Raw genomic sequence first — 15,803 nt, forward strand, 5'->3', positions numbered from 1 at the left:
ATTTTTCTTTATTGTTAGATTTTCTGACTCATGGATTGGCACACGTTTCCCTCGCTGACTTCTCTCCGAGCCTTTGCTGCCGCCGCAGAGTTTAAAAACTTGACCCGCGCAGCAGCGGCGCTGAACGTGACCCATTCCGCGGTCAGCCAACAAATCCGAGGACTGGAGCAGCATCTAGGAACCCAGCTTGTTACTCGGACGCGACACGGTATCGCTCTGACCGCGCAGGGAGAATTCTTAGCGGCGGGCCTACTTGAAGCATTCGCCTCAATAGCGTCCCTGACTGAGAGCATATCAAGTGCAGAGGCGGTTCGCCCGCTGGTGGTCAGTGCGACACCGATGTTTTCAAGCGCATTCCTCATGCCGCGTCTATCGGCGTTTGTTCAGGAATTCCCGGATATTGAGCTTCGGATCGACTCAACAATCCAGGCTGTCGACCTCAAACCAGGGGGCATTGACATAGCCATTCGATACGGCACCGGGCGCTGGTCGGGACTGGTCTCGCAAATGTTGCTACCTGGCTGTCTGACAGTGGTTGCTGCAAAAGAATTGATTGGAGAACGGGTGCTCAAAGGCCCAATTGAATTGCTCGACTTTACTCTTCTTCAGGAACAGGCTTCGGTCGAATTTGACCTGTGGTTGGAAAAGGTTGGAGTACCACCTGGTGCCGATAGGAGAGTTGTTCGTTTGCCGGGCAACATGCTGCTTGATGGAATCCGCCGTGGTGATGGTGTCGGGGCAACGGTGCCGGCATTCATCTCTGCTGAGTTGAAGTCTGGGGAACTCGTGGCGCTATTCGATGATCCAATCCCGCAGATCGGATATCACCTCGTCACGCTGCCTGGACCAGTTCGCCCAGCGGCAAAAGTGTTTCAGAAGTGGCTTTCTAATTCAATTACCGAATATGAGAAATGCCTTTTCAGATGGACGCCTGCTCACTTGATATAATGTTTTTGGTGTTCAACGTGAATGGATAACAACAACCCTAAGCGGCCATGATTTTTTGCAAGATGAGGACAAAAAAAACCGTCTGCCCACTGAGCTGTTTAAGCAGACGTATCGCAGCGCTTCCCAAAGCTGAAACAGACTTCAAACAAGTTCAGAAACCGCCCGTGTTCACTTTCGCATAGTCTAAACACGTAGCGACCGGTATGAAACAGAAAGGAGGACAACGCGTGGAGCGAAAGCTGGCGGCCATCCTGATTGCTGACCTTGTCGGCTTTACCGCACGGATGGAGCGGGACGAGAAAGGCACGCTCGAAGTCTTCTCAGCATACATTGACGAAACCGCAGTTCCGCTTGTTGGTCGGCATCACGGCCGCATCGTCAAACAGATGGGTGACGGTCTGCTCGCCAGCTTCGACAGCGCTGTCGATGCCGTTTCTTGCGCGGTTGAATGGCAAAATGTGCCAGTGGTAGGTTCCGACCCGCTTTGCTTTCGCATCGGCATCACACTTGGCGACGTTATCATGCGCGACGGAGATGTTTTTGGGTCCGGTGTGAACCTTGCGTCGAGGTTGGAGCAGCTTGCCCCACCCGGCGGTGTGTTGGTGTCGGACGCTGTTTATCGTGTGGTCGGGAACCGTATACCGGTCGCCTGGGAGGATACTGGTCAGCACACGGTAAAGAACGTTGCCGAACCGGTACATGCTTGGCGCATTGGGGGGTCAAGCGCAGTACGCGCTGAGCCGCCTCAGCCTGAATCATCAGGAAAAGCCACTATTGCTGTCTTGCCTCTACACAACATGAGCGATGACCCCGAGCAGGCCTTTTTTAGCGACGGGATTGCGGAAGACATTATTGTGGGCTTATCGCGTTTTCGGACACTTAAGGTTGTTTCCAGAAATGCGTCTTTCAGGTTCCGGGCACAGGACACAGATCCGGCTAAAATCGCGGAAGTTCTCGGCGCAGATTACCTGGTTGAAGGCAGCGTTCGGAAGTCCGGCAGTCGCGTTAGAATCTCGGTACAACTCGCTGACGTACGAACGGGGACTCAACTCTGGTCGGATCGATACGACCATGAACTGGAGGATGTTCTGGCAGTACAAGATGAGGTGACCCGAAATATTGTCGCAGTGTTGCCGGGCAGGGTCCAGCACGACGTCGTCGACCGTTCGACACAGATACCAGCGGATCAGATGAAGGCCTATGAACTGATGCTCAAGGGCAAGGCGCTACGCGATGGTCTGAACGCACGAGATACGGCCAAGGCGAGAGCGTTGTTGGAACGAGCGGTCGCACTCGATCCAACCATCGCACGATCTTACATGTATCTTTCAGACACATATGTCATAGACTTGTGGCTTGGGCTGGCAGACGCCGACGCACCCACGCACACGTTGAAAATCGCCCGAAAGGGCGTGTCACTGGATAACCGGGACGTCTACATTCAGGACCAACTTGGGTTTGCTTATCTCTGCGCCGGACTGTGGGGTGAGGCCGAAGCGCAATTCAACAAAACACTTTCCATGATAGAAACCGAAGCGGAGTCGATGGCTTGGTGCGGCTATGCTTTCCTACTGCTAGGCCAGCACGAAAAGGCGCGCGACGTAGTTTCGGAAGCTATGGGGCTGGACCCGCTGCATCCGCCCGCCATCGACTGGATTATGGGGCAGGTCGAATTCTTCAACGGTAACTTGGAAGCATCGCTTAGTTTTCTGATGGGAGCAGCGCGGCTCAACTCACTGGCAACTGCCTTTGTCGCCGCGTCTTACGCGCAGCTCGAACGAGAGCGGGACGCTTCCGACGCGTTGCGAGAATTCGTCTCCGAACGTCGCGATGAGTTCACAAGTCGAGGTATTGTGGTTGAGGATGACACAGTGGATAGTCTTGCCCGCGGGTTCAGGTCGATGTGGCGGCGACCGGATGATTTCAAACGTCTTGCCGATGGGCTACGGGCGGCAGGGTTGACCGGCTGACACCGACATTAACTCGTTTGTCCAAACAGCGCGGCCTCAATGACGCGTTTCTCTGCGCTTTGTTTTTTCGGCGGCGCGAACCCAAAGCGGACATGCACAGTTAGACTTTGCAGTTTCCAAGACGCCAAAGAGCGAACTTTTACACGAGGCTACAACCGATACCAGTTTTCAACGTCTCGGGTAGCTTCCTCGACTGTAAAAGCAGCCTCTACCTCTGCGACTACACACTGTACTTCGTCCGGGCTTGCATTGAGTTCTAAAATACTCGCCCCTAGATCATGGGCTGACCCGGCATTTGAATAAATCGTATCGACCCCAAGCGGCGAGCGCTCACCACCTCCAAGATTGTTGCCCAAGAAATCCGGCGATTTCACAGATGAATTGTCAACTTAAATTGCCCTAAAGCCCAGTTTGAGAGCTTTCCATTGCAGATTGATGCTTTAGAGCTCGCAGCCCGAAGCCGACCCTCAAATCCGAGCTTTGCAGCTACCAAGATGCGCAACCAAGCCGTCGATTTTAGCATCGCAACTTGGTTCCAAACCGCTATTCTGGCAATCCTGCCCGGCGAAGCGCCTCAAAGTAGCGTTCAGCGCCTTCAGAGCCACCATAGTCCACGTTGCTACGCCACTTCGAGATCGTTTCATCAGGTTCCATTTGCAGCATTTGCGCCAACGCATCTGACGCTTTTTCAGTTTCCCCAAGCATTGCGTGAGCAGCGGCCCTCGTGCTGTGAAGTGCGGCATAGTTTTTTGAGAAGCGCAATCCTGCCTCTGCGAAGGCGATAGCATCATGGTCTCGACCAAGCATTACGCAAGAGGTGGCGGCACCCCCGGAAGCACCCACGAAAACAGCTCCATACCGGCCCAACCGAAGCGCCGTCTGAAAACAGCTCAATGCCATTTTAGGAAACCCGGCCCAGTTATAACCCCACCCCATAAACAAATGCAGGCGGGCATCCAACGGCGCTCGTTGCCGGATTTGCTCCAGCGCCACGGAAAGGCGATCCGCGTCCCCGTCAACATTGTAGTCAGCCACTGCAATACTCAAATCAAGCGTTGGGCTTTGCCCCGCCATTTGTCGCCCGGCCTCGATCCAGCCTGGCAATTTCTCATAGTAGGATGACAGCTGGCGACGAAGATCATAGGTTCTCGCGCCATTCATTGTCCAAATAGCTTCGGCATAGGCGGCAGCGAGGGTTGGTTTGGCTTCGATGGCCCTGGCGTGGTACGACAACGTCTCTTCATAACTGTCGATGCTGGCCTCCGACCATGTGATCATGCCCATCAGAACGCACTGTTCGGCAGTCAGTTCTTCTTCAGGCAAAGCGGAGAGCTTTGCGGTCAGCGACTGGATCAAGATCCCACTAACCGCATCCAACAGTTTTTCTACAACTTCGTCTTGCCAATCAAAGATAGCTTCGACCGAACCGTCAAACTTCTGCGTCCAGATTTCAGAACCAGAAGGGTCATTTAAGCGGGCTTCCAAGCGCAATCGGTCGCCGTGCCCACGCAGCATGCCGTGAAGCGCAAATCCCTCTGAAGGCTCCGCGGAGGATATCGCTGCGTTTAACCAGTTGATCGTTCGAAAATAAGAGCCGAAGTCTGAAGTGAGAGCCGCAGCCATTTCTTGTAATTCTGTGCGTTGGTCGCTGCACATGACGGGATGAATGAAGAGCTTTGGCAAGCTCGTCTCTGTGAAAGAATGCGAGCTTTGCGATGCACCCAGGTGTGGTCCATCGTGAATCCACACATCCAAGCTGCGCTGGATGTTCTTGAGCTTCTTTTTCCCAACTGCTTTGAAGGCGTCTGCCAGAGTGTGTTCAAGGTTCAAATGTACCGGTTCAGAAATTGCGATACCACCGGCTGGCGCAATGCTCTCAAGCCGTGCGGCAATATTCACTCCGTCACCCAGGATGTCATCACCTTTTTCTGTGACGTCGCCCACATGAACACCGATCCGCATGTTCATTAACGAGTGCTCAGCCAACTGCTCTTGTAGCTGCATTGCAGCAGTTACCGCTTGCGCCGCGCTGTCAAATTGCACCAGCCAGCCATCGCCCATGCTCTTCACGACACGACCTGATTGGCCTGCTATTGTTGGGGTGACGATGTCGCTTTCCAGGTGATTAAGCATGAGAATTGTGGCTTGCTCATCTTTGTGCATCAGCGCCGAATACCCAACGACATCCGCGGCCAGTATTGCCGCCAACCTTCGTTGCAACTGTTGTCCCTTGTCCGACATGCGTTCGACGATAGATGATGCGGCCCTCTACTCCAAATGCTTGAATACGAGGTTCGCTCAGGGCTTTTTACTGAAGCTCTCTGCCCTTGGCATAAACCTCCTATTTGCCCCAAGTTAAGCATTTCGGCACGGCTTGTTCTTAGTTCAGGTGATGCTAGGATTTTTGGTAGAGAATACTGAGCGGTGTTGGAGGGTGGTAGGGATGGCTGATCCGTTTCAAGATGTTGATGCTGCGGGAGCGGAGTTCGTTTCCGCGTTTGCCGACTCGATGGACGCGCGTCAAGCCGACCCCACAATGGAAAAGATCGTTTCAGATTATCTGGCCAAACTTGAGTTTGCCAAAGATAGCCTGTCGATTGAAGTCGGATGCGGTGCAGGAGCTGTCACGCGCCGCATTGCGGAGAAGGCCAAACCCGCGCGCGTCATTGGTTTTGAGCCGTCTGTCGGCTTTGTGACCGAAGCAAGAGCGCGGGTCGGGAGCCACGACAATGTGGCGTTTGAGGTCGCAGGAGGAGCGTCGCTGCCCCTGGATGATGGCTCAGTTGATAACGTGATAATGCACACGGTGCTTACCCATGTGGCAGACCCAGCGCCGCTTTTGACCGAGGCAAGGCGTGTTCTAAGGTCGGGAGGGTATCTCGTGGTGTGTGACGCTGACTTTTCGAAAGCGTCCCTGGGAAACTTGTCAAACGATCCTCTGGACGCCTGCGCCAAGATATTTGTGAACGAGTTTGTCACCGACCCATTTGTTGTCGCCAAGTTGCGCGGCCTGGCCTCAAATGCGGGATTCACAGTCGAAGACTTCAGTCTTCAAAGTAGAAGTGTTCTGGACAATGACCAAATGCTCACCTGGGTCGAAGAGGCTGGAAAAGTGCTGATGAAACGCGGTGAAATTGGGGAGGATCTGCACAATGGATTAATCGCCGAGTATCGCCGTCGAGCAAGAGAAGGGATACTTTTTGGCTATCAGGTCTTTGCAACACTGATTGCGAGGCGGCCATAAACTCTTGGCATTCGAGTCGCGACAGTAAACAGTTGCCAGCCACAAACTTTGCTCGATAACGATGGTTTGGCGCGCACGGCCGAGGTCAAGTGGCGCATTGTAGAACGATCAACCCTGTTTGCCGGTCACGACGACAAATTGGGTCATCGAAAAAAAGAAGCGTCCAACCTTTGCAAGGCCGAACTGCTCGTCGAACCACGATTGCGCAACAGCGGGATCAACATGGTCATTTGCGACAGCGTATTGCTTCATGAGGTGCATCATCATGATTGCGAGGCCATCAGGCTTTAGCTGGTGATCCGTCATAGTGAACGACAAGACATCTTCCACATGGTCGCCGCGAGCCTTTATTAGTGCAGGCAGTCTCTCCGGGACGGAACCACTCACAAAGTGTTGGTTCCAGGATGTCAGCATCTTTTGCATTCTGTCAGGCTCGTCGCTGAACCAAATCAAGCTGCCAAAGTGTAGATCGCTGATGACAAGCCGCCCGCCGGGTTTGACGCACCGCAGCGTGTCAGCCAGCGCTCCTTCTACATCGTCGATGTACTCAAGGACTTGTACCGAGACGGCCTTGTCAGCACTTTCATCCTCAACGGGCAAGTTATTTGCGGCACCAGCACGAAACTCCACGTTTGCGTAGTCACTGCATCGTTCTCTTGCGGCTGCTGTCATATCTTCGCTTGGGTCGATCCCGATGACATGACCATCCGAGCCAACTGCGCGAGCCAACTCTGCTGTTAACATCCCGTTGCCACATCCGATGTCCAAAATGGTTTCACCGGGAGCAGGGCACAGCGCATCAAATGAAGCCTGTCTTCGCCGAGTCAATTCCGCTCCTTGATAGGCGATTTCAAGTAATTTCGTTGTCTCCGCGTTAAACTTAAGCAATTCTTCCCCCTTACAAAGCCCACAAGTCTCCAAACCTTATCAGAAAATGGGTTATCAACGAAAAGCAGGACGGATCGTTGAGTCTTGAGCATGGATCCACCAAAATAACTGAAGGTTCCGACTGGTATCGACGAATTGGTTAACCTGGGGAGATAAGGACGCTTCTGCCGCTTTATCGGACCAGCCTTTCATAGCGGTTCGAACGTTAGAACAGCATCAATTCAAGGGATGTCGAGGCCGTTCTCTCGTCCGAAATCGGTATAGAAGCTGTCACTGCGGCATCGGTTTAGAGTAGCTTCGTCTGCTTGTCTGGGGTCGTTGCCAGGGTTTTGGACACCTGTTCCTTCTATGAAGCGGTTCACGAGATTAAAGACACCGCACACTTGGATTGCATCGAACAACGCACTCTCCGACCAGCCTGCCGCGTAGACCGCTTTTGCATCGGCTTCCGTCATTCGTGATGGAGAGACAGTGAGCTTTTCAATGTATGCCAGTAACGGTTTGAGGTGGTCCTCAATCGGCGCCGTATCGCGGTCCTCCATCAGTGCCTCGATTGTCTCGACCTCAATTCCGTAGGCTTTGGCGAAAACGATGTGCGCCCCATGGCAATACGCACAAGCATTCAAGCCAGAGACATAGGCTGCAATCAATTCACGTTCAGCAACCGAGAGATCGCTCTCGCCCCTCATAACCAGACTTTCGTACGCACAAAGCGGAGAAAGTTTATCCGGAAAGGCTTGATAGACACTTCCCAGTGTTGCGTTCTCGGGCAGAGATGGAAACAGGCGTTTCATTCAATTCTCTTTCAATCTTGTTTTGGATCACTTCGTCTCAAAATGAGGAAGCAACGATGTGTACGCAACCTTAACGCAAATCCGGGTTCCGCACAGAATTTCCGTTGGAACACTACGAACGGCAGGTTTGCCTAACGAGACCCCAGCAAGTTCGTCGTTTGGTTAAAGGCAATTTCATTTGAGCCGTTCTCGTAAGTCTTCAAAGTATGGATTGAGCTCCAAACCGGAGCTTCACATCCAAGCGTGGTGACCTCCGCCTTGCGGGACCTTTCTGCCGTTCACCGCAGCGGCTTCAATGACCGCAATCAGCCCGAAGCGGAAACCGCATTCTTGTGCGATCATAGCGGAAGCAGACATTAAAAGTCATGTGAAACCCATCAGTCACCAGATTTACAGGCAAAGCTTTCGGGCGCGCGCGGATCGCCGTGGCCGTCATACTTCGCAACATTTGGATAGGCGCAGACAGGTCGGCCTCCGTCCGGCTGGGCCGTGGCATCCAACCAAAGGGCAGTGACTTCGTCCGGCGCCTGTCCTGTTTCAGCCCACTTGTCGATTTCATCCAGATAGTTGACCCAGGATGGTCCGGGGCCACCAAAGCAGTGCTCTACTCCCGGCATCATGAACAAGCGAACATCGTCGACCGCGCTTGGATCATGGGCAAGAAGGTCCTCGTAATATCCAACCATCGCAAGTCCGGATTGGGCGTTATCGGACCAGCCGGAGTACAATAGGATCTTGCCACCACGCGCACGATACTCAGACAAATCTGGATTTGTGGCATTCAGGGTTTCTGCCGCCGCCGAAGAATCCTGTGCATATGTGCTGAAATCGAAGTTCTCATATGTCCAATCCGGGTCGTGATAGACGAAATTCTTCATTATGCCGTTGCCGAAGCTAAAGAAGGCGTTGGGCGAGATCGGCTCGTCAAATTCGCCCGTGTCGATGCCTTCCTGGAAGTCTCCATTATCGTCTTGGTACTTCAAACCGCCTGTCAACCAGCGGCTCCAACCACCTTCGGCAGTTTCCCCTCCAAACGGGAATCCAAAGTACATGCTGTTCCCGTCAGAATCCTTGGGTCCGTCATAGACGGCATTGAACGCGGCGACTTCCTCAACAGTCAGGCAGCCTTCAGACTTGTCGCCTACACATTGCAGAGTAGCCACTTCAAAATTGCACTGCCGGGGATCATTCAGGATGCCATCCTCAAGCCCATCTGCCGCGTCGCAGGCAGCCAGATATGATGTCTCCACCAAAGCCTGTGCCTCCGGCCCAACAACCGCCTGCTCGATATCGTTTGGGTCCGGATACATCGCCTGACTGATCTGGGTCGCCTGCACCGCGATACCGGTCCAATCCACAGCATACGCACCTGCTGCGACTGCGTCGAAATCTTCGGGGTAGCGCAGCGCTGACATTATTGCCTGACCACCACCTCGGGAACACCCCGTAAAGTAACTTCGGGAAATCGGTCTTTCGTAGAAAGCGCTTGTCAGGGCCTTTGCCGTCACTGCCGTTCTATGTACAGCCAAATGCCCGAAATTGACCAACGCTTCCAAGTCGTTGAGAGCCCAACTGGCGTCGACGGGGTGGCCCTGATGCCCCGTATCGGTGCCGACTGTGGCATATCCCAATTGAAGCGAACCATAGAGAAGTGAAGTATTCATCACCAACCCGACGAATCCGCCGCCGCCGCCCATAACAAATTTTCCGTTCCAGATTTCCGGCAACAGGAGTTCGAAGTTGATCTTTCCGCCGATTACCCCGGAAACCTTGCAATGAGGTACAGGAACGGTCTCTTCCGTCAGTGAAGCAATTGAAACATCCGGTAGCTGTAGCAGGGATTCATTGGAGCATGCCGACTGAGCATAGGAAGGGGTGCCAATCGTCGACGCCCCCAACAATGCGCAGGCAACGATTTGGTACACTTTATTTGCTACTCGCGTTTTCAAAACCACGTACCTTCCTGAACTGCAATTCAATATTCGATATATGTTAATGTTGTGACAGTCTTTGTCCATGGTATGCTTTCTTGGCCACCTTCCTTATTTGGAGAATCTGGATTTTGAAAACGCGTGCTTTGCTAGCTCTCTTATTGATCTTCCCAGCCGCGGTGCTTGCTCAAAGCACAGATTTGGTTGGTGAAAAGTTGGCCAAGATGCGATTTGAGGGGCGCGTCGAGGCCAGCAAACGAATGCAGGTTGCAAATTCAGTAAACGGCTTCCTCAACGAAATACACTTTACGACCGGAGACTTCGTCGAGGCTGGCCAATTACTCTTTTCCCTAAGCAGCGCAGTGTACGAAGTTCAGTTGAAGGCGGCGCAAGTGCATTTGGAAAGACGACGTATTGAGTTGAACGCCGCCGCGGCAAATGCAGAGCGCGTCCGATTGCTCGAGGATAGAGGGACGGCAACGCAAGTGCAATCTGACGAAGCTTCGGATAGGCTTGCGCTTGCAAAGGTTGCAGTCGAAGAGGCGCGGGCCAGCTTGGAACTGCGAAAGCTCGAGTTGAACAGTACTACGATAACAGCCCCCATCTCCGGATACGTCGAGTCGCCTCGACTAAGCCGTGGCGCATTCCTGAAAACCGAGACCGGAAGGCCCCTAGCGGAAGTTGTTCAGGTCGACCCTGCTCTGGTTTCGTATGTGCATCCGTATGATTCCTTATTGGAACTGCATCAGGCCGCGCCGAACCGCATTTCTGAGAATCTGAATCAGTTCATTGTTCACGTCACATTGCCAACAGGTGAGCGGTATGAACAATCTGGGAAAGTGGCTTTCGTTGGAACAGAGTTGAATTCTGATGGCGCACTACCGGTTTGGGTGGAAATACCAAATCCTGACCTCATTCTTCTTCCGGGATTGGCCGTACATCTAAGTATCGAACTAAAGTAGGAAGTGGTCACTTTGCTTACTTTTGAGTTTCGCTGGCCAACTTCACCTTACAACGACACCCAAGGCGCTCCCCTTTATGGCATGGGCTGCATTTTGCTCCCGTGTTGGAGACGGCTCATCGCTGTCATTAGTCGCGACGAGGTTCAAAGTCCGCTTTAGGTAAATCGCTCAGACTTTGCAAAGTCCGGTCACTGCGCATCGCTGTCTTTCGTGCCCCGCGCAGCATTGTTCAGAATGGGCTCGTCATCGACCTTCGCTGCCTCCCGTGCCTATGACTTTTCACAGCCCAAACCGGACATTCGTAACAAGACTTTGCAATTTCCGAGATCAGGACAAAGCGGTCGATGACGAGAAGCCTAGAGTTTTAAAATTCCAGTATCGAAAATCGAAGGGCGCACGGCATCCTCTTACCTATGAACAATGTAGACGTGGCGAAGAACAACATACACTGCTCAAATTGAACTCAAAAAACGCTCTATTTCCACTAAGGTTTTCGGCCAAGCAGGATCATACTCTGGCATTGTATTGTTTGCCGTCTCAATGCCAATGAAGCGCGCATTCTCGATGCCGGAGGCGAATATTCTACCTTGTTCAACATTATGCATCCTGTCTCGGTTAGCGTGCATGACTAAAGCTGGGCAGGTGATCTGCGGAAGCAGGTCGGTTACGTCGACTTCGGCGACCAGCGGTCCAATCTTGAGCCAATCCTGATGGTCCATTGCCACTTTCATAAACTCTGCATAAGTGCGCTGGTCATGCGGGCTTGCGGTTGGAGCAAATGATTGGGCCATCAAGTCTCTTGCAGAAGGGTATTCATCGTTCCAGCCTTCGAGACTCATATCCATCATTGCTTGCCCAAGCGCGGCAATTCCGGGCTGTGAACGCACCGCGAGTCCTTGTGCAAATCCACCGAGTAGAACCAACCCCGAAACACGGTCAGGATTATGTGCGGCAAAAGCCGCCGCAATGGTTGCCCCAAAAGAAATGCCAAACAATGGCACTTTTTCGATCCCGGCTGCGTCCAATACGGCCTCAACATCTTCGACGATTCGATTCAAAGACACATCCTGCACGCCCCGCTGGGACAAGCCATTGTTTCTACCATCAAACCGATAAAGGCGGTGATTTTCAGAAAGCAGCGGCAACCACCCGGCGATGGTGTTCATCGTCCAATCGTATTCCAGATGCCTGAGCCAGTTTGGTGTGACCAGTAACTTTCTACCGCTTCCAGTGGATGTCCAGGCAAGCGTTGTACCGTCTTTTGATTTTGCAAAGCGGACGTCTTGAGAGTTAGCCAGCAGCTTGTTCTTTGCGCATCTTTTGTCACCATCTAAATCAATAGAGTAGGCTTCCACTGGATTTGGAATTCCCTTCAACCGTATCGAGCTTTCTGGTCGCAAAGCAACCGCCAGCGAAGTTCCCGCAACTTCAGCAGCTGTCTTGCTGACGAGACAACTTCCAATATGCGCGCTGGACTGAAGGCGCGACGCAACATTAACGGCCTCTCCGAACAAGTCTGTGCCATTTGGCATTACGTCGCCAACGTGGAGACCTCCTCGAAGTGTTACGTCTTCATCTCTCATCTGATTGAAAATCTGGCTGGCAGCATTAATAGCGTCTGTGGCTGCAACAAACTCAACCAAAGCACCATCTCCCATCAGCTTGAATATTCGTCCTTTGTTTTCATGGACCAACGGTCTGATCACATCGTCCAAAATGCGTTGTAGAGTGTTCAGCGTGGTCTCAGCATCCTCTGACATGCGCTTGGTATAATCGACGACATCTAGGCTTAGGATCGCAGCAATTTTCCGCTTCATCAGTCGATGTGATCCTTTTAGCTAAACCAATTCCTCTGAACCAAAGTTAACAGACGAATAGATTTTTGTGACCAAAACTTGTGCCTGGGCATTTTGCTAAGCCTGCAAGTTCCCAAACTTACGTTGAAACACACAGCCGAGCAAAATGTCTTATTGGCTGGCGAAACCTAGAATTAAGGTGAGTGATTAACGCATTTCGCGATGCTAACTAAGGTTCACTTCGAAATATCAATTCTAAAGGTGTCAGTCCGTAGCTCTTCTCATCTGTGACCGATGGCAGCCCAAACCGGACATTCCAAACTAGGCTTTGCAAATCCCGAGATGCGGGCAAAGCAGCCGCTCATCAGATCCCACCTCCGATATTCCCGCTCTATGGGCTGTTAGCCTTCGAACCCCGAGCGATGAACTCCAGCGTTGCCACAACGATCTCATCCCAGACCGGCGATGACTGTAAGATAATGTGGTTGTTGCTCTCAACCATCTGAAACTCTGAGCCTTTTATTCCCCCCGCCAGCAAACGTCCCTGTGACAAGGGGTGTATCGCGTCCCCACTGGCATGAATGACGAGGGTAGGCGCTTGAACGTTGTGCAGCCGGTCGGTCACATCGAATTGATCGATTGTCCTACGAATGCGGGCCGCCATTTCGGGCGTGGCTGATGCGAGTTGGCTTTCGGCAATACTCGTTCGCTCCTCGCGTGATGCGTCCGGACAAAACAGAGACACGAACGCCGACATGAAAGGGCTATCTGGTTTGCCCCACCCTTTGTTGATAAGGGTCATCAATGCGTCCGCATCGTCGCGAGAGAAATCATCTTCGCGGACCATCCGGCCTTGTGCGAAACCTCCAAATAGCACGAGCCTACTGACACGTTCCGGGTATGTCGCGGCGAAATGGACAGATACGGGTGCGCCCTGCGACGTGGCAAATATGGGAAACCTGTCGAAGCCAGCCGCGTCCGCTACCGCAAGCATGTCATTCGCATACGCCTCGAGGGACAAATCGTCGACATCGGTCTGCGACAGCCCTGTGCCGCGCTGATCGTACCGTACCAGGGCATGCGACGCGCTGAGCGCTGCTATCATCGGCTGATAAACCGATCCCTCCCAATCTCGCTTCAAATGCGTGAGAAAGTGTCCGGCACGCAGCAGAGGCGGACCTTCTCCCGACTTCGCATATGCGATTTGGGTTCCGTCTTGAGAAGTCGCGAACTGAACGACTTGCTTCACCGTCGTTTCTGAGTTTCGAGGCCCGCCAGCGTCGCTGGAGACCCGAGCAACCATTGAGAAACCGCGGCGCGGGATTGTCCGTATAACTTTCTGGTCTGTTCCGTTGTCGCCGACGGCCTTGCGGGCTGCGTTTATGCGGGCACCGATTGTCGCTTCCGATACAATGCGCCCCTTCCAAACCGTATCGACCAAGTCGTCCTTTGTGACAAGATGACCGGCTCGCGACGCGAGCAAATGAAGCAGATCAAATACTTGAGGTTCGATAGTCGCCACTTTGCCTTCCCGCGAGAATGAGTGGCTCGCGATGTCGAGAACGCAATCGGCAAAGAAAAACCGCATAGCTTAAAAACTTCCTATCAAAACCCAGCCGTGATTGCCTCCGATATTAGGGAACAAATCAATGAAATCCCAAGGGCTTCTAAAAAGCTTCTTCAAGTGCATAGCGGTCAGATCGTCAAAATCGACCGAAAGTGCTTGCCGGAGATGCTGGAATGTTTGATCTCGAAAAGTTCGTTGAGGACTGTAAAACTACAATTCGGAAGGATGCGACGCAGGGCGCAATTTCCGAACTCCTGAGGTCCGCGATGTCCGACCCCGGTGCTGTAACCAACGCTCTCGGAGAGCCGACATCTGGTGTCCTCAATACGATCTACAAATCGCCAGAGCTGACTATCCTCAATATGGTTTGGCGACCCGAGATGGTACTCATGCCCCATGATCATAACATGTGGGCCGTCATAGGCATCTACACAGGGCGCGAAGACAATATCTTTTGGCGTCGCTCCGAAGGTTCCCCAAATAGCCGTATTGAGGCGGCTGGAGCAAAGGCATTGAGCGCGGGCGATGTGGCACCGTTGGGAAAGGACGTGATCCACTCTGTGATCAACCCGCTCACCAAGTACACCGGCGCAATCCATATCTATGGGGGTGATTTCTTTGAGGCCGAACGCCTCGAATGGGAGGCCGAGGGACTGACGCAACGCCGCTGGAATCCAGAACGTGCAAAGGCACTGTTTGAGGATAAGTAGCTTCGGGACCAAATGACCGCTCTGGCCTCGGTGCGGACGTTTGCTCGATCAAGAGGAACGGCCGATATGCGGACAAACCTACCCTTGGATGCCGCTCCATCAATCTCCATTTTCATCGTGCGGTAGCGTCCTCGACGCTGTTTCCAGCTCAACACTCAAACTTGCGGCCAAATCAAAAAACTGTCGTCGCACCGTCTCGGCATAAGGATTGGCCTTCTCAATCGCTTCGAATACTTCTGGCGCATCGTGCTGAACCATGGATATTGCTTCAGATAACAAGTCAAAGCTTTTCGTTGCCATGCGCGTTGGCAGCGGTCCCATTCGCAGTAACACTTTGGCAATGAGGTGCGTGAGTCCCTGGACAACTGCTGCTTCTTGGTCGTGATCTTCTGGTGTCGTCATGATGACGGTCAGACCGAGCGCTTTGCGTAAAAACGCAGCCAGCCTTGTATGCCGGTTTCCCTGAATGGGGCAGACCGCGATCTTTAGACCCTCAATACCCGTCGCGGCACTCTGAGGACCAAACAAGGGGTGGGTTGCGACGATGTCTACATGGTTCGGCAGCAGCCGCCGCATGATTTCCGCGGGAATTACTTTAACTGAGCCAACATCGACAATCAGCGCGCCGGGTTCACAAGCAACCGCGATCTCTCTGACAACCTGCTCGAAAGAGGACACTGGTGCCGCAATGAGGATCACATCAGCCTGCGATACTGAGTGCAAGGATGACAGACGCACGCCGAGCTTCTTTGCGATCTTGGCAAGGTCCGGCGACGGATCATAGGCCGATATCTCGAAGTGCTGTCCGAGATGAAGTGCTGCAAGTTGTCCGAACGCACCAAACCCCACGATGCCTAGGTTCTGGACCCATTAATTTGGTTGCCGCCATCTCGGCTGCGTGATTCAAGCCCCTGATTTTCAGGGGTATATCATGAGCAATCTATTCTGGTTGACTGACGAACAGATGGCGCGCCTTCAGCCTTATTTTCCGAA

At 52.9% G+C, this 15,803-nt stretch carries 12 protein-coding genes; 5 read left to right on the forward strand and 7 right to left on the reverse strand.

Annotated features, from left to right (window positions below; all coding sequences use genetic code 11):
• Positions 1-30: 30 nt before the first annotated feature.
• Positions 31-948, forward strand: coding sequence for a LysR family transcriptional regulator (locus AC2FFA_RS18235; protein WP_496852650.1), 918 nt, complete (start codon positions 31-33; stop codon positions 946-948).
• A gap of 203 nt (positions 949-1,151) precedes the next feature.
• On the forward strand, positions 1,152-2,918 hold the full coding sequence (locus AC2FFA_RS18240) for an adenylate/guanylate cyclase domain-containing protein (protein ID WP_496852651.1): 1,767 nt from the start codon (positions 1,152-1,154) through the stop codon (positions 2,916-2,918).
• A 543-nt stretch (positions 2,919-3,461) separates the two neighbouring features.
• Here the strand turns inward: AC2FFA_RS18240 and AC2FFA_RS18245 are convergent.
• Positions 3,462-5,159 carry an adenylate/guanylate cyclase domain-containing protein gene (locus AC2FFA_RS18245; protein WP_496852652.1) on the reverse strand — a complete coding sequence of 566 codons (1,698 nt, stop codon included), beginning with the start codon at positions 5,157-5,159 and terminating at the stop codon, positions 3,462-3,464.
• Positions 5,160-5,361: 202 nt separating this feature from the next.
• Here AC2FFA_RS18245 and AC2FFA_RS18250 point away from each other — a divergent pair, with 202 nt between their 5' ends.
• Positions 5,362-6,162: a methyltransferase domain-containing protein gene (locus AC2FFA_RS18250; protein WP_496852653.1), complete on the forward strand. Its 801-nt coding sequence runs from the start codon at positions 5,362-5,364 to the stop codon at positions 6,160-6,162.
• Positions 6,163-6,270: 108 nt separating this feature from the next.
• On the opposite strand, the gene AC2FFA_RS18255 is transcribed toward AC2FFA_RS18250, so the two are convergent.
• The 3 genes from AC2FFA_RS18255 to AC2FFA_RS18265 all read right to left on the reverse strand — a co-directional run bounded on the left by AC2FFA_RS18255 (position 6,271) and on the right by AC2FFA_RS18265 (position 9,769).
• The gene (locus tag AC2FFA_RS18255) at positions 6,271-7,050 is read right to left on the reverse strand and encodes a methyltransferase domain-containing protein (protein WP_496852654.1); all 780 of its coding nucleotides are present in this window, start codon (positions 7,048-7,050) and stop codon (positions 6,271-6,273) included.
• A gap of 221 nt (positions 7,051-7,271) precedes the next feature.
• Positions 7,272-7,844 carry a carboxymuconolactone decarboxylase family protein gene (locus AC2FFA_RS18260; protein ID WP_496852655.1) on the reverse strand — a complete coding sequence of 191 codons (573 nt, stop codon included), beginning with the start codon at positions 7,842-7,844 and terminating at the stop codon, positions 7,272-7,274.
• A gap of 377 nt (positions 7,845-8,221) precedes the next feature.
• Entirely contained in the window at positions 8,222-9,769 is a 1,548-nt protein-coding gene (locus AC2FFA_RS18265; RefSeq protein WP_496852656.1) for a tannase/feruloyl esterase family alpha/beta hydrolase, read from the reverse strand.
• Between the two features lie 137 nt (positions 9,770-9,906).
• Here AC2FFA_RS18265 and AC2FFA_RS18270 point away from each other — a divergent pair, with 137 nt between their 5' ends.
• Positions 9,907-10,737 carry an efflux RND transporter periplasmic adaptor subunit gene (locus tag AC2FFA_RS18270; protein WP_496852657.1) on the forward strand — a complete coding sequence of 277 codons (831 nt, stop codon included), beginning with the start codon at positions 9,907-9,909 and terminating at the stop codon, positions 10,735-10,737.
• A gap of 452 nt (positions 10,738-11,189) precedes the next feature.
• On the opposite strand, the gene AC2FFA_RS18275 is transcribed toward AC2FFA_RS18270, so the two are convergent.
• The gene (locus AC2FFA_RS18275) at positions 11,190-12,554 is read right to left on the reverse strand and encodes an alpha/beta fold hydrolase (RefSeq protein WP_496852658.1); all 1,365 of its coding nucleotides are present in this window, start codon (positions 12,552-12,554) and stop codon (positions 11,190-11,192) included.
• A 370-nt stretch (positions 12,555-12,924) separates the two neighbouring features.
• The gene (locus AC2FFA_RS18280) at positions 12,925-14,121 is read right to left on the reverse strand and encodes an alpha/beta hydrolase (protein WP_496852659.1); all 1,197 of its coding nucleotides are present in this window, start codon (positions 14,119-14,121) and stop codon (positions 12,925-12,927) included.
• 152 nt (positions 14,122-14,273) lie between these two features.
• Here AC2FFA_RS18280 and AC2FFA_RS18285 point away from each other — a divergent pair, with 152 nt between their 5' ends.
• Positions 14,274-14,810, forward strand: a complete 537-nt coding sequence (locus AC2FFA_RS18285) for a hypothetical protein (RefSeq protein WP_496852660.1) — start codon at positions 14,274-14,276, stop codon at positions 14,808-14,810.
• A 99-nt stretch (positions 14,811-14,909) separates the two neighbouring features.
• On the opposite strand, the gene AC2FFA_RS18290 is transcribed toward AC2FFA_RS18285, so the two are convergent.
• Positions 14,910-15,659, reverse strand: coding sequence for a prephenate dehydrogenase/arogenate dehydrogenase family protein (locus AC2FFA_RS18290; RefSeq protein ID WP_496852661.1), 750 nt, complete (start codon positions 15,657-15,659; stop codon positions 14,910-14,912).
• Positions 15,660-15,803: the final 144 nt, after the last annotated feature.

The organism is Ruegeria sp. YTSB088 (assembly GCF_059609825.1).